We start from the raw sequence: 19,322 nt of genomic DNA on the forward strand, positions 1-19,322 counted from the left end.
GGTTTTTACTATTTATTTTTGGTTTTCTGTTTCGGTTTAGACTTAAGATTGCCTGCCTTCACGTCCAATTGCTCCGGCCGCTCGAGCTTCACTACCGCATATGCGAGCCTCATCAACACCATGACCATTACACCAACACCGACAGCCAAATAAATCATCGTAAAGCTTCGGCTCAGGTTGCCGCTAGGCACGAGACCCGTATCGACTCCAGTCGGAATCAGGCTGATGAACGCGAAGTAAAAGGCATCAAACAAGGCCCAGCCTTCTATTTGATAATAGAACAAAGTTCCCGACAGCACGATGAACGCCAAAGTCAGCAGCAAGGTCCTGAATAAGGGCTCTTTGCCAATGCGGTAGATGGCGGACAGCAAGCGCTTTAAGGTCAGTATAAGTGAAATCATCGGGTCATCACGCTCTTTTCTTTACGCATACTTAGTCAATAAAGCTGTTGGGATATGACAGTAATCATCCGGGCATCTGTCCAAACGGTCCTGATGCTCTGCTGCGCTCGCTATGTAGTTTTCAAGCGGCAAGACTTCGACTGCAATGCGCGCCGAATCCGTTCTTTCATTAATGAAGGCTTTCGCCGCCGTTAAATGCTCGGGGCTTTCGCTATAGACACCGGTCCTGTATTTCTCTCCGACATCCTCGCCTTGTTTATTGACGCTATAGGGATCGATGATTTCAAAGAAATACTCCATCAGTTGTTGGACCGACACGCGCGAAGGATCGAACGTAGTTTTGACGCATTCCGCGTAGCCATCATAATCGCCTGCTAGCGATTGCGTCCTGCCGTTTGCCCGTCCCGCTTCGGTCGACTCCACACCCGGCAAAGTCTTGATGAACGCCTGTACGCCCCATAAGCATCCGCCTGCAAAATAGATGGTCTCCATATTGCCACTCCTCTTCCCCTGTAAATGGATCTTTCTATCGCTCTCTCACACGAGCCGAGCTGTTTCATTCAGTATAGCATTTCAAGGAATTCAACATGAACCTTCCTTAATGGCCTCATTTCATTTTTAAGTTCCGTCGGGATTTATTGTTTCAATAAACCGCTTTTTGAGAATAATTGGCTGTTTGAATCTCTGGCGTCTTTTTTCTCTAGCGAAATAGCGCTATCGGCAAATTCGATTGGCCTATGGAATATACAAAAGCATTTTCAAGGCTAATTTCCGGCGGTGCAATCTTCACTTTTGGGTGCTCATGAAAATATATACTCTACACTATATATTCAGAATAATTAAATAGTTATGATGTTTTTACCGAGTTGCAATACCGGTAAGACGAGAAGGAGTGACTTTTGATGAGCAAAAAGAAATTACTGACTTTAAGTTTGGCAGCTTCACTCGCATTATCCGCGACAGCGGTTTCCGCCGATACCCTATCTAAACAGGAAACAGAAAAAGTCCATGTCAACAAAGACACACAGACACCTGATTTCATTTCTGGGACATTGACTGAACCGTCCGATCAAGATGCAAAAGAAATTGTCTTTACATATTTGGAAGAAAACGAAGACACATATAAAATTGATAAAAAAGACCTTTCCAGCTTCAAAGTCATCAGTCAGGAAAAAGATGATCTCGGCTTCACCAAAGTGAAGCTCCAGCAGAAATTTAAAGGTGTTCCCGTGTTCGGGTCCGTGATCAACGCCCACGTCGACCAAGACGGTGTGCTTACGTCCATCTCCGGGAATTTGGCGCCGGAATTATACGATAAAAAATCCTTGAAAAAAGGTGCTACGGTGAAAGCCGATGCTGCAGTCGAAAAAGCAGCGGCTGACCTGAAAGAAAAAATCGGCAGTTCCCCGGAGCTTGAAGCTGAAGTGACACCGGAGTTGGTCATCTATTCCAAAGACGGTCAAGCGCATTTTGCCTACAGCGCTGAATTCGAATTCCTCTATCCGGAACCGGGGAATTATCAATATTTCGTGGACGCCAAAACGGGTGACATCCTCGATTCCTACAACCAGATCCATGAAGCGAAACCTTCTGGGGGCGGTGCGAGTTTGACGGGAGAAGATTCGACAGCGACCGGCAAAGGCGTATTGGGCGATACAAAATCGTTCAATACTTTAGTCAACAGCAATGGCTCTTACCTGGTCGACCGCACGCGTGGCAGCGGCATTTTCACGTACGACGCGAAAAACCGTACACGTACGCCGGGCACGTTATGGCTTGATAGCGACAATGTCTACAACGCCGCTTATGACGGCGCAGCGGTCGATGCCCATACTTATGCTGGCCAAACTTACGATTACTTCCAAGACGTCCATAGCCGCAATAGCTACGACGGCAACGGCGCTGAATTGATCTCCACTGTCCATTATGGACGCAGTTATAATAATGCGTTCTGGAGCGGTTCCCAAATGGTGTACGGCGATGGTGACGGCAATACATTCGTGCCGCTATCCGGTGCGCTGGATGTTATCGCGCACGAATTGACTCACGCTGTGACGGATACTTCTGCCGACTTGATCTACCAGAACGAGTCAGGCGCAATCAACGAGTCGATGTCCGATATCTTCGGAACGCTTGTGGAACATCATTTCAACAACAAGCCGGACTGGCAAGTGGGCGAAGACATCTATACGCCAAGCGTCGCGGGCGATGCACTGCGCTCGATGGAAGACCCGACGTTAAGCGGAGACCCGGACCATTACTCGAAACGCTATACGGGCACGGGTGATTACGGCGGCGTCCATATCAACTCTGGCATCAGCAATAAAGCGGCGTTCCTGCTCGCCAATGGCGGCACGCATTACGGCGTGACGGTCGCTGGCATCGGCAACGATAAAGCGGGCGATATCTACTACCGCACACTCACGCAATACTTGACGCCGAACTCCAACTACAGCCATTTCCGCGTTTCCACCATCCAAGCGGCAACGGATCTGTACGGGGCATCGAGCGCTGAAGTCGCAAGCGTCAAAGCGGCATTCTCAGCTGTCGGGGTTAACTGATCGATCGGCCAAAGCAACATAACGCAGCTATAAGCGCAGCTTTCATTTGCGCTCCTTATCCATAAATAAAGCACAGCTGATTCCATTCAGCTGTGCTTTATTGCGTTCATACTTTTATCGGATTATGGAATAATCACCAACGAAACAGCGCGCTCAGTACCCTCTTCCGGCTCTTGAGCATGATAGTATTTTTCCATTAATGAACTGAGTTCTGATTGAAACTCGTTAAAGGATTCGTCTGTTAGATTCAACTTCACTAAAGAAAATGTCGATTGATCCTGGGACTGCTCTTCCACGCTGCGCTCATGATAATTTTTATAGTTTTGCAGAATGTACATGAAATAGTACGTGATGAACCGGATTCTCTCACTATAAGTAGCCGACTGCCAGTCTTCCTGGCTCACTTTATAGGCTTGCGTGTTCAGTGCATAGAGTTTTTCTTCCACTTTCCCGCTGCGGTTGATGCCCACGACTTTCAGTAAATCATCCTCCACCATGGAATTCACGTGTCTGTACAAAGTAGCTTGCGACACTTCTTTCAATAGTTTATTCAGCTGCAAAATCGATAATCCCTCTTCAACATCGATCAATTCCAAAGCTATTTTAAACCTGACCTGGTTTTTAAATAAATCAAATTCCATGTGCAATGTCCCCTTTTTGAGTGCGCTTAATTAGCTATTATATATTCTTTCCGTTGATTTACCAACTCCACCTAAATGGCCGGCTGGCAACTCGAAACCTGATTAAAATACGGAGCATGCATAAAGTAGTTGACGTTTCTATTATCATTATTGATAATGATAATAGAAAGGGTGATAAATATGAATACTGATATTACTGCTTTACTGGAAATCGATTGGGCAAAAATCCTGCCGTTCGCCTTGCCCATTATCTTTTTCAACTTATTGCTCATTGGCGTCGCACTGTACGACTGGTTTAAGCGGAAAGATCGGATTGCGGCACCGTATGCTTGGCTCGCCGCCATCTTATTATTCCAATCATTAGGGCCGATCTTGTATTTGGTCATCGGAAGGAAGGTCATTCGCCATGATTACAGTCGAGAAACTTCATAAGAGGATCAAAAAACGAAAAATCTTGAGCGATGTCTCTTTTACGGTTGCACAAGGGGAATGCATTGGTTTATTGGGGCCAAACGGTGCCGGCAAAACAACGCTTATTAAATGCATGACTGGCGTTTTGCACTATGAACAAGGGAACATCACCTTCCATTCCAAGCCCATTGCCCAGCACAAGCAAGATATCGGCTATTTGTCCCAGCATACAGACTTCAAGCCGTGGATGAGCTGCGGGGAATCGCTTCGTTTCTTCGGAAAACTATCAGGCCTGGATGCGGTATTTTTACAGGAGGCTATCCCCGCGGTGTTGGAGGAAGTTGGCCTGAAGGATAAAGAGGGCTATAAAGTGGAGCAATTATCCGGTGGCATGAAGCAGCGGCTCGGAATCGCACAAGCCATTTTGCACGAGCCGCAATTATTGATTTTGGATGAACCGGTCTCAGCTCTCGATCCGATCGGCCGGAACGAAGTGAAAAAATTGATCGCCCGCTTGAAGAAACGGACGACCATCATTATTTCCACACATATCCTGGATGATGCCAGTGCGTTTTGCGACCGCTACATTGTGATCAAAGATGGCGCGATTTCTGGAACCATCGACAGCCAACTTCAGCATGCAGACCGTACACAAGTTTTGGTGAAGACAGCGAAGACTCCACCAGCAAGCGGCATTTGGCCCGGTGATGGCGTGGCGTATATTGAACGCCTGTCCCCTACCGCTTTCCTTTTGACAGGGACTGAACAACTTGATTTGAAAAAAGTCGTCCATGACTTGGATGCACAAGAGCTGGATGTCACGTCCATCAAGTTTTATGAAAAAGGAATCGAGGAAATTTTCCTGGAGATGGTGTCGGACACATGACCAACTTTTATACGCTAACCCAAACCGAGCTGGCGGAAGCCGCAAAAGAATACAAATTTATTTGGCTGACATTGTTTTTCGTCATTTTGGGTGTCACCCAGCCTTTGATTAATAACTATATGGACGTGATCCTCGAAAACGTAGGCGGCGCAGATGGCATCACCATTGACCCGAACCGGCCGGTACCGAGTTCCGGAGAAGTTCTTCTGTCGACCATTTCCGGGCAGTTCAATCAAATCGGACTCATCATTTTAATCGTCAGCTTCATGGGGCTCATTGCGTCCGACCGCAATAGCGGCATGCAGGACTTTATCTTGACCCGCCCGGTTGCCATTCCGTCTTATTTATTGTCAAAGCTTGCAGGCCACTGGCTCATCAGCATGTTCGCCATTGCCATTGGAGCCGCCGTTTCCTACGGCTACACGATTTTTTTATTCGGTTCGTTCTCTTTTTCCGATTTCTTGTTATTTCTTTTGATGTACAGTTTGTGGATTCTCTACGTCATCAGCCTAGCGATTCTAATCAGCACATTCATCAAGGGGCCCATTCTCATCGCGGTCACGACGATTGCCGTCTCCATTTTCTTGATCCTGATCAAAAGCTTTAACCATCTTGTGTTTCAGCTGTCCCCAGGCGGCGTCTTGAACGTCGCAGAAAACCAATTGCTGCCGGGTGGTGAGGTCAATCATTTCAGCATCCTGTCGTGTGGAGTGTTCATTGTGTTTAACATTTGGCTGGCCAAAATCAATCTGAACAAACAGTAAGCGGGTCCCCTTTGCGCACTACAGAAGCTCAGTCCATCCATAACGGGCTGGGCTTCTTTTTCGATCACCTAAAATCACCATCCTCCGGGATACTCGTCAAAAAAATCACTTTCAAAATAGTGCAAAAATATTTTGCGCAAAAATTTTAGATATTTAAATTTTTGAAAAAATCATTTGCACCTCTTCGAAGCTCATGGCAAAATAGTTGAAAAGGCTTTCATTATCTTGCATTGAGGAGATGAATCATGAAGAATCAACAGAAAATAGAAATTCCATTTGTTATGGCATTAATTCCATTCGTTGTCATGATCAGCATCATGGCCGTCACTATCATCAAATTTGGAGGCAGCCCACACATCCCGCTATTGATTGGTGCGGCGATTGCCGCTTTGATCGGTTGGCGCTACGGTTATAAATGGGAAATCATCGAAGAAGGCGCCTATAAAGGCATCCGCATGGCACTTCCGGCGATTGTCATCATCCTTCTCGTCGGGTTGATCATCGGAGCATGGATTGGCGGCGGCATCGTGGCCACCATGATCTATTACGGATTGAAAATCATCACCCCTTCCCTATTCCTCGTGACCATCTGCATCATCTGCGCCATCGTCACTTTGGCCATCGGCAGTTCGTGGTCGACGATGGGAACGATCGGTGTTGCGGGAATGGGCATCGGCGTGAGCATGGGGATCCCTGCCGCCATGGTAGCCGGTGCAGTCATTTCCGGCGCTTATTTCGGCGACAAGATGTCCCCGTTGTCTGACACGACCAATTTAGCGGCCGGCATTACCGAAACGCCTTTGTTTACGCATATCAAACATATGGTGTATACAACGATTCCAGGCCTCATTATTGCGTTAGTCGTTTACTTTATCCTCGGCAGGCAGTTTGCCGGTACGGCCGTGGATATCGGCAACATCAACAGCATCCTTTCCGCGCTGGAAAGCAATTTCGTGATCTCTCCCTGGCTCCTGCTCGTACCGCTTGCGGTCATCGTCTTGGTAGCGAAAAAAGTTCCTGCACTCCCCGCTTTGACGATCGGTGTTTTGCTCGGTTGGCTATGTTATGTATTTATCCAAGGCGGCAGTGTAGCCGATGCCGTCAATACACTCCACGACGGGTTCGTGATCTCGAGCGGAAATGAAATGGTCGACAATCTATTCAACCGCGGTGGCATCGAGTCGATGATGTACACGGTGTCCTTGACGATTGTCGCGATGATCTTCGGCGGCATCATGGAACAAGTCGGGATGCTGCAAGCGATCGTCAACCAAATTCTCAAGGTCGCGAAATCAGCAGGCAGTTTGATCGCGGCAACGATCGTTTCTGCCTTTTTCACGAATGCGACCGCTTCTGAACAATACATATCGATCCTTCTCCCGGGAAGAATGTACGCCAAAGCGTATAGAGACAAAAAATTGCATTCGAAGAACTTATCGCGGGCATTGGAAGACGGCGGAACCGTCACTTCTCCTTTGATTCCGTGGAATACATGCGGCGTGTTTATCGTGGCGACTCTCGGCGTCAGCACTTTCGCCTACGCCCCGTATGCTGTACTAAATTACACCGTCCCGATCATTTCCATCTTCATGGCATTCGTCGGGCTGAAAGTCGAATTCCTGACCGAGGAAGAATTAAAAGCATTGGAAGAAAAAGAAGCACGGCAATCCGCGAAAACGGGCACCACTTCAGATTCTGTATTGACGTGAATACCAAAAACCCATCAAGCTGCTTGAAGCTTGATGGGTTTTCTTTTACTTTTACGACCGCTTTTCAGTTACCATCAGAACCGTCTTCTCCTGACGAGCCATTCTCAAGAATTTTTTAACCAAACAAAAACTGCCGGGAAGCTTCCCGGCAGTTTTAGCTATCATTAGATGGAGTTTTCTCCAGTATTCGTGCGTATCGCTCTACCTTTATCTTTATCTTTTTCATTCAATTCGTGAAGCAATTTTTCACCTTCAATGTCCAAATCCGGTAGAATCTTGTCGAGCCATTTTGGCAGCCACCAGATTTTGTCGCCGAACATCGACATGACGGCCGGCACAAAGATCATGCGGATTAGGAAGGCATCGACGAGGATGCCGAACGCCAAGGCAAAGCCGATTTGCTTGATCATGATGTCATCTGTGAAGATGAAGCCGGAGAATACCGAAACCATGATCAATGCGGCCGCGACAACCACTTTACTGGCCGTCTTGTAGCCGCTGACGATGGCCCCATCGCCTTTTTCACCATGTATATAGGCTTCGCGCATCGACGACACAAGGAATACTTGGTAATCCATGGCGAGCCCGTACAGGATGCCGGTGACCATAATCGGGATAAAGCTCAGCAACGGGCCGCCGGTATCGATTCCGAAGAGCGATCCGAGCCAGCCCCACTGGAAGACTGCGGTTGTGGCGCCGAATGTTGCCATGATGCTCAACAGGAAACCGACCGTTGCCTTGATCGGAATCAGGATCGAACGGAAGACGACTAGCAGAATAAGTAGTGACAGCACGACGATAATGGCGATATAGATCGGGAACACTTCAGCCAACTTCTCCGAAATGTCGATATTGACCGCCGTCAAACCGGTCACGCCGATTTCTGCGTTGGTGTTTTCAGTGGCAGCGGCATCTGTCCGCAAACTTTCCACCAATTGTTTCGTCGCTTCATCAGTCGGCCCGTTTTCTGGGATGATGCTGATGATGGCGATTGTTCCGTCTTCATTGAAGCCGCCTGGAGATACTTCAGCTACGCCGTCGAGCTGTGAGATATTGCTGAGCAGTTGGAAATATTCCTGCGGATCCACTGCAGCTGCATCCTGGTCTTTAGCCACGACAAGAAGTGGGCCGTTAAACCCTTCCCCGAAGCTGTCGGAAATGACGTCATAGCTTTGTCTGACAGCAGTGTCTTGATTGGCGCTTTCGCCGGATGGCATGCCGAGGTTCATTTGCGCGACCGGCACTGCGAGTGTACCGAGAACGATAATGACCAGTAAGACAGCAGCCCATTTCATTTTCAACAAGCCGGTAATCCACCCTTGGGCAAAGCTTTGTTTCGAGCTGTTGTTCGTTTGAGTTTTATTTCTCGTTTTGGCTGAGACGATCCGCTCCCCGATTAACCCGAGCAATGCCGGGAGCAGTGTGAGCGCGACCAGCACATCGATTAGCACCGTCAATGCGGCGACGATTGCCATGCTGCTAAGGAACGAGATGCCGATGACCAGCAAGCCGCTGAGTGCGATGATGACGGTCAAACCGGCAAAGAATACCGCGCTGCCTGCTGTGCCGACTGCACGGGCAGCCGCTTCTTTAGCGGTTAATTGTTGTTCGATAATCAGTTTGCGCTGCCTGTTAACAATGAATAAAGCATAATCGATGCCGACAGCAAGGCCGATCATCAAAGCGAGAACCGGTGTCAGGCTGTTGATTTCGAACATGCTCGACAAGGCGAACGTCCCGCCGACACCCACACCGACGCCGATCAATGCCACGACTAGCGGCAAGCCGGCTGCGATGAGTGAACCGAGCGTGACGACCAGGATGACTGCTGCGATCGCGAGCCCGATGATTTCATGCGTGCCGCCGATCGGGATATCGACACCTTGCAGCGCGCCCGTCGGAATGACCGTGATGGAAGAATTGTCTTGAGCGATATTCGCGGCATCTGCGAGTTCTTCGCGTTCCGCTTCACTCAAGTCTTCCGCTGTTTTGGTCAGTTGGAACTGGAATAATGCGACCGTTCCATCTTCTGAAATTTGGATTCCTGGGACTGGCATATCCTGGACGATGAACGGCCGGTGGCTGACTTCAGACGCCGGAAGCTGGCTCAGCATGCTTTGCATTTCTTGCATCTGGACCATCGCTTCTTCGTCTTGCAGCATGTCCATCGGATTGACGACATGATCCAGGCCGTAAATTTCATTGGCTGCCATGGCTAAAGCTTGGGCATTGGCCGGATCGTCAATGACTTCCCCTTCCGGCACTTCGAACAAATAACTGCCTTGCCCCCCGGATGCGGCTGGGTATTCTTCCGCCAACTCATCCAGCACATCCTGTGCGGCGGTGCCGTCAATTCTTGTTTCACTGCTTGTATTCACGCCATTCGTGACAATGGCTGTGATGATGACGCCTAAAATGAGCAGCCAGCTGGCAATAAAAATCCAAGGCTTGCTATAGGCTGTTTTTCCGATACTGTAAAAAAATCTCGACACTTGTGCAACTCCGTTCTCTATTTTTGTTAGTTAAAGCCTTTTCGTAAATGGGCAAAGACGATATCGATGTATTGGTTAAATTCATTATCGGTCTCGTCCTGCTCCCCGTCTTCTGGCAATTTGACAGCGATGCTTTCATCCAGCACCGGCAAAATCGCACCGAATACGGCGCCGATCAGAATAGGGTAATACTCTTCCGGATAGTCGCTGCCGAACTCTTCACTGATTCCGCGTTTCGCAAAATCCTGTACTTCCATCAATGCGCCGGTTACATACAGCTTGAGCGAAGGGTAGTTCCGCGACAGTGAAATGAGCTCGTTAAGCCGCCTCAATTTATTGATCGTGAAACTTCCGCGGATATACAATTCGATGGTATCTAAAGGCGTGTAACTTTCCGTGGAGGAGGCGAATTGGCCGTCGCGCTCTAAATAATCGTTCATCGTCAAGGAGTTGGCGATCGCTTCTTCCTTGCATGAAAAATAATTGGCAAATGTCCGGCGTGAATAGCCTGCCGTTTTAACGATATCTTCCACGACAAACCCGTCCACACCATGCTCCACCGCTAAGTTAAAAGCAGCTTCGGCCAAGGCCTGGCGAGTCGCGATTTTTTTCTTATCCCGCAAACCGCTGTCAGTCATTCCATCACCTCATTTTTCAATTCTTACATGTTATACCACAAAAATTGCCCAATGTGCAATTTTTCCCTTTGGGCAATTATATAAAAAGTGGACCGATTGGCTGTATAATGGCTATTATCACCTGTACGAAGGAGGCCCTTATGAAAACTCATTATTATTTAGGTTGGTTTAGTGATTGTTTTCCGGAAAACCTAAGCAAAGCCTTAAGGGAAGACCTTCCAGAACGTAAATCGCTCGTGATGATCAGCTCGGATCCATCAGACACTGAAATTGACGGCGCAGTGGAACGTTCCTGGTTGGATCAGGCAGGCATTTCATTCGATGAATATCATCTAATCGATTCGCGTGTAGAGCAGGAAGTAGCCCATGCCTTAATCAGAAATGCCTCGGCCATTTTTCTATTGGGCGGAGATACGCTTAAGCAAAACCGGTTTTTGACGGAGTATGATTTGGCGGAGCCGATCAAAACGAGCGCCGCCTTGGTCATGGGGGCCAGCGCCGGGGCGATCAATATGTCCGCTAAATGGAAGTGCTCGGAACGCTTTGGATATGCTGTCGACATGGACACCGTTTGCGACGGCCTCGCGCTAGACCCTTTTTCCGTGCTGTCCCATTTCGACCTCGAAAACAATATGGCACTCGTTCAAGAAGAACTGTCTGCACTGTCAGATGAAATGAACGTGTACGCGTCAAATAAAGACTGTGCCTTGCGCTCAAAAGGCGGCCATATCGATATTTTAGGGGATGTCTATGTCATGTCGCGCTCAAACATCCGTAAAATGGAGGAGACCTTTTAACTTCGTTGGCTGTATCGATGGGCAAAACAAAAAAACGTTCAGCAAGCACAGTTCCATGCTTGCCGAACGTTTTTTGGTGTGGTTTTAAGCATCTTGGCAATTAACGATCGTTCTCCCTAAATGCTTGCCATTTTTGATCGTCTCGATTGTTTCAGGGACTTTTTCGAGCGAGACTTCATCCGTCAAAGTCGTTTGGGTAATGTTCCAGTCGGCCGCCATCTTTTCCCAGATGGCGCCGCGTTTTTCGATCGGCACATTGACCGAATCGATGCCGAGCAGATTGACACCTCTTAAGATGAACGGCAGCACCGTCGCGGTCAGTTGAAGCCCGGCCGCGTTGCCGCACATGCTCATGCTGCCGCCGTAGGAAATTTGCGGGATGAGGACCGATGCCACATCGCCGCCGACGGTATCGAGGACATAGTCAAATTTTTGCTTGTTGAGTGGCTTTTTCAGTTCGCCCAGATCATCCGGGAAAATGACTTCGTTTGCGCCGAGCGATTTCGCCACGTCCACTTGATGGTCTTTGCGCACCAAGGCCGTGATATTGGTGTAGCCGATTTTCGACAGAATTTGCAACGCAACACTTCCGACGCCGCCCGTTGCGCCTGTCACCAATAGTTCTGGGTTGTTCTCAGGGTTCATGCCGTTTTGTTCAAGCGCTTGGATGGACAATGCCGCCGTGAATCCGGCCGTCCCGAACACCATGGCGTCTTTCAAGCTCAAGCCGTCCGGCAAAGGCACGATCCACTCGGCCGGCACGCGGGCATATTCGGCGAACCCGCCGGTGTGGCTCATCCCCATTTCAAAGCCCGTGACGATCACTTCCTGGCCTTGCTGGAATCGCCCGTCCGCTGTATGTACAACCGTCCCGCTGAAGTCGATTCCGGGAATCATCGGGTAATCGCGGATGACGCCGCCTTTTTTCTGCACCGCGAGCATGTCTTTGTAATTGATAGACGAATACGCGACATTGACTAAGACGTTACCGTCCGATAATTGCTCTTCTCCGGTTTGTTCCACACCATAAATGATTTCGTCCCCTTGTTCTTTAATGACAATCGCTTTAAATGAATCCATTAAAATCCCTCCTTGCTCTTCTTTTCCCGAATCAGCGTTGTGACATGCATTATCTAGAGAGATTCCCTTGCACTATTTTACTGCTATGAGAAAACCCATTCTTTGACAATGATTTATCCAGCAATTATATTAGACTGGTCGGTTTAATTATTTAAAGAGGTGAATTATGGCTAAACCCAATACGAAAGTGGCGTTGATCGAGGCTGCTTCCAGATTGTTCCGCCTGCACGGCTACGAAGGAATCAGTCTTAATGATATTTTAAAAGAGATCAATATTCCCAAGGGCTCCCTGTACCATTATTTCCCTAATGGCAAAGAAGAACTGGCTGTCGAAGCCATTCATCATACCAAAGATATTGTTTTGGCATGGATTGAAGAGTCGTTCGAACAAATCGGTGATCCTGTCAAAGCGGTTCAAGACCATATTCATCAGTTGGCTGCTCTATTGAAAGATGAGACAGAACCGGTCGGGTTTCCGATTGGCACGATTGCGGCTGAAAAATATTCGACCAATGAACCGATCAGGTCCGCGTGTCAAACGGCATTCGAAGAGTGGAGCGAACTATACTCCACTAAGTTTTTTGAAGCAGGATACAGTGAAAAGCTGGCTAAAGATTACGGGATTTTCATTCTGGCCGCGATCGAAGGAGGCATTCTTCTTTCACTGACTACCAAAAGCGAGGAATCGCTTTTAATCATCGCCAATCAAATTCCTTTCATCTTGTCAAAAAGAGAGAATTAAAATCAGGCATTTCAGAGAGGAATGGATAAAGATATGACAACAATAGCAGGACAGCAAAAAGAAACCATCAAAACGACCCCTATTTTAATTTCGTTCTTAATCGCAGGCTTCATTGGATTGTTCAGTGAGACTGCGCTCAATATGGCATTGGGCGATTTAATCCAACAATTCGGCGTGGGATCGTCTACCATCCAATGGCTCACGACGGGATACTTGCTGACACTCGGCATATTGGTCCCTGTGTCCGGCTTATTGCTGCAATGGTTCAGCACGAGGCAGCTATTCATTGCCGCGCTTGCCTTTTCAGTGACCGGCACCTTGATTGCTGCACTAGCGCCCAGCTTCAGCATTCTCATGGTGGCTCGCGTCATCCAGGCAATCGGAACAGGCTTGCTTTTGCCGCTCATGTTCAACACGATTCTATTGATTTTCCCCATTCATCGAAGAGGCGCGATTATGGGATTGATGGGCTTGGTGATCATGTTCGCTCCGGCGATCGGGCCGACGATTTCCGGATTTTTAATTGAAAACTTAAGCTGGCATTGGATTTTCTGGGTGTCTCTTCCGTTTCTAGTGTTCGCATTGATTTTTGGCATCATGTTCATGCAGAACGTCAGCGTGATCACAAAACCTAAGATCGACATTACTTCCATCGTGCTGTCTTCCCTCGGGTTTGGCGGCATCGTCTATGGATTCAGCACCGCTGGGGAAAGCGGTTGGGGCAGTTTCATCGTCATCGCATCCATTGCGGTTGGATTTGTCTCATTGTTCTTGTTCTCCATTCGGCAATTCAAAATGGACCAGCCGATGATCAACCTCCGCGTCTTTAAATACCCTATGTTCACACTTGGGCTCGCCGCGGTGTTTATCGCGTTCATGGTCATCCTGTCATCAGCCATTCTGCTGCCGCTGTATTTGCAGACAGGACTTGGCTTGGCAGCTGTCACAGCTGGGCTCATCCTGCTGCCGGGCGGTGTGTTGAACGGATTGATGTCCCCGATCACCGGGCGGATTTACGATAAATACGGGCCGAGAGGATTGGTCATTCCCGGGTTTTCAATCATCATCATTACCTTGTGGAACTTATCAGGCGTCACGACCGGCACCACTGCAGTTGCCATAGTCGTCTTGAATACTCTTTTGATGGTCGGGGTTTCATTGGTGATGATGCCAGCCCAAACTAACGCATTGAATCAATTGCCAAAAGACTTGTATCCGGATGGCACCGCTTTGATGAACACGCTTCAGCAAGTATCAGGCGCCATCGGGACAGCGGTCGCCATTACCATCATGTCATCGACACAATCGACCTATATGCAAACTGTATCAGATCCAAACAGCGCTTCCGCTATTCCCGAAGCACTGACGGCTGGCGTGCAAAATGCCTTTACATTCGGTTTGGTGCTCGCTGTGATCGGCTTGGTGATTTCTTTCTTCATCAAATCCGTCCATCTGGCCCCAGAAAAAGCAAGATCAGCACGTGTTATAGATGTATTGGATAAGACTTAACCTTTAAGTTTCCTTAATTTCATTTTAAGCCATATAAAAATTGCCCTGCTGAATTTTCATCAGCAGGGCAATTTTCACCTACAACATCATCATAAAAGAAATACCATACCCTTTTCCCATAGCTTTCACTGGAACTGTAAAAACAAGCGTGACAGCTCAATAAGCGCCGTTTATAGGCTAGCAATTAAGTACGCATTACAACTCTCTCGTATCGATAAAGTTTTCGATATCTTTCCACTCCAGGATTCTCGGGAAGTTCAAATTCCGATTATAGGATTGGTCTTTTACAACTACCGTTGTCTTTCCTTTGCCCCCTAATGTATTTAACACTTCAGGCTTGTCGTCGAAATAATAATCCAGCTCGATTTTTTCTATGAATTGGATTTTTTCTTGATCTTTCATTCCGTAAAAAAACCGTTCTCCCTCAATCGGGAAGCCTTGTGTCTTCATCCATTCCAATGTCCGTTCCCCATGCACTTTCGGCCTTGAAGTAATGTAATAAATCTCATGTCCTCTTCTCTCCAATTCCTGTATTGTTTCTACTGCATTCGGAAAAGGGGGACATGCATTGAAATAAATTTCTTCCAAAGAGGAATTCCACATTTCTGCTCCTTGCTCTTCTGTCAGCTCGAAAGCTTCGTGTATCTCCACTCTTTCTAACCGATGGAAAACATCGATCGGTACGTTTTTCTTCAATTTTACATTGTAGATATGAAAAGCATATTCTCTTAAATTTATTAGTGTATCGTCAATATCGAATCCGATTTTCATGGCTTAACTCCTTTATGCTTCGTAAATGGGGTATCCAACCATTTTGAAATTATTCCCTATCTTCGTGATTTCCATATCAGCTAATTCAATTGCTTCACTCATTTTATTGAACCCCTTGCCTTCCAAAAAGCTCGGTGCCTCTTTACCGCCGATTAATTTGGGGGCAATGTATAAGATCACTTTATCAATCAAATGGCTTTCCAAGAAAGAAGCGTTGATGGTTCCACCGCCTTCAATCAACAAGGAAGATATCTGACTCTCCTCCAGCACATTAAGCATTTCACTTAAATCAACGTTTTTCAAGCTGCTCGTCCGCACGACTTTGATGCCGCCCGACAGCAGTTTTTTCTCTTTAGCCGCGTCTGGATATTGGCTGGTAAAAATCCAAGTGTCTGCTTTTTTGTCATTGAGCACTTTGGCGTCTTCAGGAATCTTCAAACTGGAATCGATGATGATGCGTATCGGGTTGCGCCCATTTTGAATTCTGGTTGTAAGTTCCGGGTTGTCATGGATGACGGTATTGACCCCTACTAGAATCGCCATGTTTTCATTTCTGAGCTGGTGTGCATCCAGACGGGATTCTTCCGAAGTAATCCATTTGCTGTCATAGGAATGCGTCGCAATTTTGCCGTCTAAGGTAATACCGGATTTCAGTGTTACAAAGGGCTTTTTATGTGTGATGAATTTATTGAATACTTCGTTCAACTGCCAAGCCTTTTCTGATTCAACCCCTGACACTACAGTGATTCCTGCATTTTCTAGTATTTTAACGCCATTTCCGGAAACGATGGGGTTCGGGTCGAGCGTCCCGATGACTACTCTCTTAATTCCCGCTTCCACGATCGCTTCCGCACATGGGCCAGTCTTTCCGTGATGAGAGCAAGGTTCCAGCGTGACATAGATGGTTCCGCCTTTAGCTTTTGCACCAGCCATTTGAAGGGCGTGAATCTCGGCATGTGCTTCTCCCGCCTTCATATGGGCGCCGATTCCTACAATGCGGTTGTCATTGACAATAATGGCGCCGACTAGCGGGTTCGGATCTGTTTGGCCTTTCATCGCCTGCGCATTCTGAACAGCCAGGTCCATATAAAACTTATCGTTAAGCATTCGGGCAAGCCACCTCTTCCTCTAAGTGGCCAGAGCGATGAACTTTTGTCTGAAGATAGTTTTCATTGAATTCCGAGTGATCTCCCCATAAAGCTTGTCTGCCCGATAGTTTCAAGCCGGCGTTTGTTAATGCTGCCAATTTTTTCGGGTTATTGGTCAAAAGCGTGACCGGCTTCGATCGCAATGCGCTCAATACTTTTATGGCATCGTCGTAGCTTCTGGTATCGTCTTCGAATCCCAGAGTTTCATTCGCATCGACGGTATCATATCCGTTTTCCTGAAGAAGATAAGCCATCGCTTTGCTAAATAGGCCAATTCCTCTTCCTTCATGGTTCGCTAGATAGAATAACGCACCGGTTCCGTGTTCGACAATCATTTTCATCGATTCTTTCAATTGATAGCCACAATCACAACGCTTACTGCCGAATATATCACCTGTATGGCAAATGGAATGCATCCGGATAAGGGCATCGGCTCCTTCAGCGAAATCACCATATGCCAACACGCTAGATTGCTGCAGGTCAGCTAAGTTGGAAGAAGATAGTTTTTCAATAATGCTCCCATAGGCTGTCGTCACTTCTTCGCAATCCAACCAGCAATACCATTGAAAGACAACTGTTTCGTTGTATAGGTTCACCGGCAGTTGAATCGGTCCAACCAAATAAATAGCCCCTTCCTCTTTATTGATCAGTTGGATTTTATTTTCCAAAGCCGAAAGAATCTTAGAATCAAATTTTACTTGCACCATTCGCAACGCACCTCTTTTTAATTAGTTTTTTGAAGATAGCTTTCTTCACTGACATAATTTAAATAATGCCCTATTTTGCGCTTTTTCACTAAAAGAAAGCACTACTCCCTATTGAAGCAATGCACTCTTTCTCAAATATTCATCCTAACTAGTTAACAGATACCTTGTTTTCTTCTTCATTTCCTCTAAAGAACAGTTGATCTAATGCATAAGCTTTAGAGCCTGTCACGGCAAGGGATAATGACATCGCTAAAAATGCCAAGTCCAATTCGTATCCGGCCGTTTGCCCATCACCTAAAAACCCTGCCGCTAATTTCACCTGAATAATCGCTCCTGCCATTAGTACAACAAATAAGACGGAAATGTATCTTGTGAAGAACCCGAGTATCAATGCCAGACCTCCCAAAACTTCTATACCAGCTGTTGCATATGCGAGAAATTCGGGCAATCCAATGCTCGCGAACCATCCGGCGGTATTTTCAATTCCTCCCTGAAACTTTGAAACCCCGTGAATTAAAAAACTGATTCCCAATACCAAACGTAAGATTAAAGCACTCAATTCATATTTGTTTTTCACTTTTCTTCCTCCAATTTTTATCATTCATTTAATGGTTTTGCTAAATAGCGTTGTTATGCTGTATTTCAAATAATGCAATTGCAGCTTATTCTCGTTCCTTCGCTCGGCTAATTTGGACAACTATCCGCTACTTGAGAAATCCCCCTGCTTCTTTTGAAAAACGTCCTGTCCTTCTAGGCAGGCTCGGAACTCCACCTGTAGCCACCACTCATTAAAGAATTCGTCATTCCCCCTGCTGACGTCATCAATGGCAGCTCGCTTAGTTCATAAACTGAAGAAGTTCCCACTATATTTCCTCCTATCTTTAATATGAAATAAAAATCCCCATTAGAAATTAATATTCTTATAAGAAAACATTAAGCCAAAAAATAAGTCTTATTTGTTTCGTATAAAGAATAATTATTATCTATAAGTTAACTTCATAAAGGTGGAATGTCAATATTTTATTTGTTAATATATAAATAAGTTTCTTAAAAGAAAACAAATGGAGGTCATCTTGTTGGAAATTGGAGCAAAAATCCGAGCTATTCGAAACCGAAAAAAAATCACCATCGCCCAAATGTCCGAAGGCACCGGCCTTTCGAAAGGCTTCATCAGCAATATCGAGAACAACAATACTTCACCTTCCATCAATACACTCAATACGATTGCTGCATTTTTGAAAGTTCCTCTTGCTTATTTACTGCTGGAAAAGCAGCAGCATATGCGCGTTGTACGTAAAGAGGATAGAAGAAGCTCTTCGTATAATAATTTGAAAATTGAGCACTTGGCTTCAAAGGGCGGACTGCGTACGATGATTGTTGAGTTTCCTCCCGGCGCATCGATAGGGGATCCCCATGCACATGAAGGGGAAGAATCCCATCTGGTGCTAGAAGGGAAAATTCTTGCTGAGCAAGGGGAAGATTCTTTTATAGTGGAAAAAGGCGACTCTTTCAGCTGGAATGCCAGCGTTCCCCATTTCGTGAAAAATATTGGAGAAGAGAAAGCTGTAGTATACATTTCAATTTATTCCGATACCGAACTGATGGATATACTCTGACGTACAGGTGCATTTTATTAGCCGCCTGGAAAGTCTTAGCAGCTAGTTGGTGATTGCAACTCGGTGATGTGCTTTCACCGATTCATTCGTTGACGGGTTTGGAAACTATGCTTCACTGGCCTTTTCGTATTCTGTTCTCAACAAAGCATGAACCGGATTCATCGCAGAGATGCTTTGGTCAAAAGTGAATTAACAGTTTGATTATATTCCGTGATTGACTTCTTTTTTAATCCAGTTATAATGAGAAACAATATCTGCGTAACGAATATTTGCCCGAGCATTTCGGCATATAAGAACAAAAGCGATGATAAGAACGAGTACTTGTGACTGAAGCATACAGAAAGCGGCCGGTTGATGAGAGGCGCATGCGGTGTCCGGGGAAATACCTCTTTGAGCTGTGTACCGAACCTTCAGTAGGCTACACCGGAGTTGCATCCGTAATCCATGCA

At 46.7% G+C, this 19,322-nt stretch carries 19 protein-coding genes and 1 other annotated feature (1 of these 20 only partly in view); of the genes, 9 read left to right on the top strand and 10 right to left on the bottom strand.

The features are described from left to right. Positions 1-8: 8 nt before the first annotated feature. Both DFR62_RS07085 and DFR62_RS07090 read right to left on the bottom strand, forming a co-directional pair. On the bottom strand, positions 9-401 hold the full coding sequence (locus tag DFR62_RS07085) for an ion channel (RefSeq protein ID WP_121299082.1): 393 nt from the start codon (positions 399-401) through the stop codon (positions 9-11). A 21-nt stretch (positions 402-422) separates the two neighbouring features. After that, a complete protein-coding gene (locus tag DFR62_RS07090) occupies positions 423-893 on the bottom strand; it encodes a peptide-methionine (S)-S-oxide reductase (RefSeq protein ID WP_121299083.1) in 471 nt (156 codons plus the stop codon). Positions 894-1,303: 410 nt separating this feature from the next. On the opposite strand from DFR62_RS07090, the gene DFR62_RS07095 reads away from it, so the two are divergent. After that, positions 1,304-2,962 carry a M4 family metallopeptidase gene (locus DFR62_RS07095; protein ID WP_121299085.1) on the top strand — a complete coding sequence of 553 codons (1,659 nt, stop codon included), beginning with the start codon at positions 1,304-1,306 and terminating at the stop codon, positions 2,960-2,962. Positions 2,963-3,084: 122 nt separating this feature from the next. Here the strand turns inward: DFR62_RS07095 and DFR62_RS07100 are convergent, their stop codons facing one another. Then, positions 3,085-3,603: a helix-turn-helix domain-containing protein gene (locus DFR62_RS07100; RefSeq protein ID WP_121299087.1), complete on the bottom strand. Its 519-nt coding sequence runs from the start codon at positions 3,601-3,603 to the stop codon at positions 3,085-3,087. 180 nt (positions 3,604-3,783) lie between these two features. Between DFR62_RS07100 and DFR62_RS07105 the strand changes: the two genes are divergently transcribed. The 4 genes from DFR62_RS07105 to nhaC all read left to right on the top strand — a co-directional run bounded on the left by DFR62_RS07105 (position 3,784) and on the right by nhaC (position 7,373). Continuing rightward, complete coding sequence (locus DFR62_RS07105; protein ID WP_101191920.1) at positions 3,784-4,035, top strand: PLD nuclease N-terminal domain-containing protein; 252 nt, start codon at positions 3,784-3,786, stop codon at positions 4,033-4,035. Next, entirely contained in the window at positions 4,010-4,900 is an 891-nt protein-coding gene (locus DFR62_RS07110; protein ID WP_121299089.1) for an ABC transporter ATP-binding protein, read from the top strand. The genes DFR62_RS07105 and DFR62_RS07110 overlap by 26 nt, the downstream gene beginning before the upstream one ends. Next, positions 4,897-5,664, top strand: a complete 768-nt coding sequence (locus DFR62_RS07115; protein ID WP_121299092.1) for an ABC transporter permease — start codon at positions 4,897-4,899, stop codon at positions 5,662-5,664. Before DFR62_RS07110 ends, DFR62_RS07115 begins: the two co-directional genes overlap by 4 nt. A gap of 245 nt (positions 5,665-5,909) precedes the next feature. Beyond that, a complete protein-coding gene (gene nhaC / locus DFR62_RS07120; protein ID WP_121299094.1) occupies positions 5,910-7,373 on the top strand; it encodes a Na+/H+ antiporter NhaC in 1,464 nt (487 codons plus the stop codon). Positions 7,374-7,537: 164 nt separating this feature from the next. Here the strand turns inward: nhaC and DFR62_RS07125 are convergent, their stop codons facing one another. Then, on the bottom strand, positions 7,538-9,865 hold the full coding sequence (locus tag DFR62_RS07125; protein ID WP_121299096.1) for an MMPL family transporter: 2,328 nt from the start codon (positions 9,863-9,865) through the stop codon (positions 7,538-7,540). A 26-nt stretch (positions 9,866-9,891) separates the two neighbouring features. Further along, positions 9,892-10,503, bottom strand: coding sequence for a TetR/AcrR family transcriptional regulator (locus DFR62_RS07130; protein ID WP_121299098.1), 612 nt, complete (start codon positions 10,501-10,503; stop codon positions 9,892-9,894). A gap of 140 nt (positions 10,504-10,643) precedes the next feature. Here DFR62_RS07130 and DFR62_RS07135 point away from each other — a divergent pair, with 140 nt between their 5' ends. Further along, positions 10,644-11,300 carry a Type 1 glutamine amidotransferase-like domain-containing protein gene (locus DFR62_RS07135; RefSeq protein WP_121299100.1) on the top strand — a complete coding sequence of 219 codons (657 nt, stop codon included), beginning with the start codon at positions 10,644-10,646 and terminating at the stop codon, positions 11,298-11,300. Between the two features lie 84 nt (positions 11,301-11,384). Here DFR62_RS07135 and DFR62_RS07140 read toward each other — a convergent pair whose 3' ends face one another. Beyond that, positions 11,385-12,380, bottom strand: coding sequence for a YhdH/YhfP family quinone oxidoreductase (locus tag DFR62_RS07140; protein ID WP_121299103.1), 996 nt, complete (start codon positions 12,378-12,380; stop codon positions 11,385-11,387). A 166-nt stretch (positions 12,381-12,546) separates the two neighbouring features. Between DFR62_RS07140 and DFR62_RS07145 the strand changes: the two genes are divergently transcribed. Both DFR62_RS07145 and DFR62_RS07150 read left to right on the top strand, forming a co-directional pair. After that, on the top strand, positions 12,547-13,122 hold the full coding sequence (locus DFR62_RS07145; protein ID WP_121299105.1) for a TetR/AcrR family transcriptional regulator: 576 nt from the start codon (positions 12,547-12,549) through the stop codon (positions 13,120-13,122). Positions 13,123-13,143: 21 nt separating this feature from the next. Beyond that, a complete protein-coding gene (locus DFR62_RS07150; protein ID WP_121299107.1) occupies positions 13,144-14,631 on the top strand; it encodes a DHA2 family efflux MFS transporter permease subunit in 1,488 nt (495 codons plus the stop codon). Between the two features lie 195 nt (positions 14,632-14,826). On the opposite strand, the gene DFR62_RS07155 is transcribed toward DFR62_RS07150, so the two are convergent. The 4 genes from DFR62_RS07155 to DFR62_RS07170 form a co-directional block, all read right to left on the bottom strand. Continuing rightward, a complete protein-coding gene (locus DFR62_RS07155; RefSeq protein ID WP_121299109.1) occupies positions 14,827-15,402 on the bottom strand; it encodes a 5' nucleotidase, NT5C type in 576 nt (191 codons plus the stop codon). Between the two features lie 12 nt (positions 15,403-15,414). Next, the gene (gene ribD / locus DFR62_RS07160) at positions 15,415-16,509 is read right to left on the bottom strand and encodes a bifunctional diaminohydroxyphosphoribosylaminopyrimidine deaminase/5-amino-6-(5-phosphoribosylamino)uracil reductase RibD (RefSeq protein WP_121299111.1); all 1,095 of its coding nucleotides are present in this window, start codon (positions 16,507-16,509) and stop codon (positions 15,415-15,417) included. After that, the gene (locus DFR62_RS07165) at positions 16,502-17,257 is read right to left on the bottom strand and encodes a GTP cyclohydrolase II (RefSeq protein ID WP_121299113.1); all 756 of its coding nucleotides are present in this window, start codon (positions 17,255-17,257) and stop codon (positions 16,502-16,504) included. Before DFR62_RS07165 ends, ribD begins: the two co-directional genes overlap by 8 nt. 148 nt (positions 17,258-17,405) lie before the next feature. Beyond that, entirely contained in the window at positions 17,406-17,834 is a 429-nt protein-coding gene (locus DFR62_RS07170; RefSeq protein WP_121299115.1) for a DoxX family protein, read from the bottom strand. 499 nt (positions 17,835-18,333) lie between these two features. Here DFR62_RS07170 and DFR62_RS07175 point away from each other — a divergent pair, with 499 nt between their 5' ends. After that, entirely contained in the window at positions 18,334-18,873 is a 540-nt protein-coding gene (locus DFR62_RS07175) for a helix-turn-helix domain-containing protein (RefSeq protein WP_121299117.1), read from the top strand. 295 nt (positions 18,874-19,168) lie between these two features. Beyond that, positions 19,169-19,322: a binding site (T-box leader), on the top strand; it runs 88 nt beyond the window's last position.

Origin of the sequence: Planococcus citreus, assembly GCF_003664125.1 — a bacterium.
Lineage (GTDB): Bacteria > Bacillota > Bacilli > Bacillales_A > Planococcaceae > Planococcus > Planococcus citreus.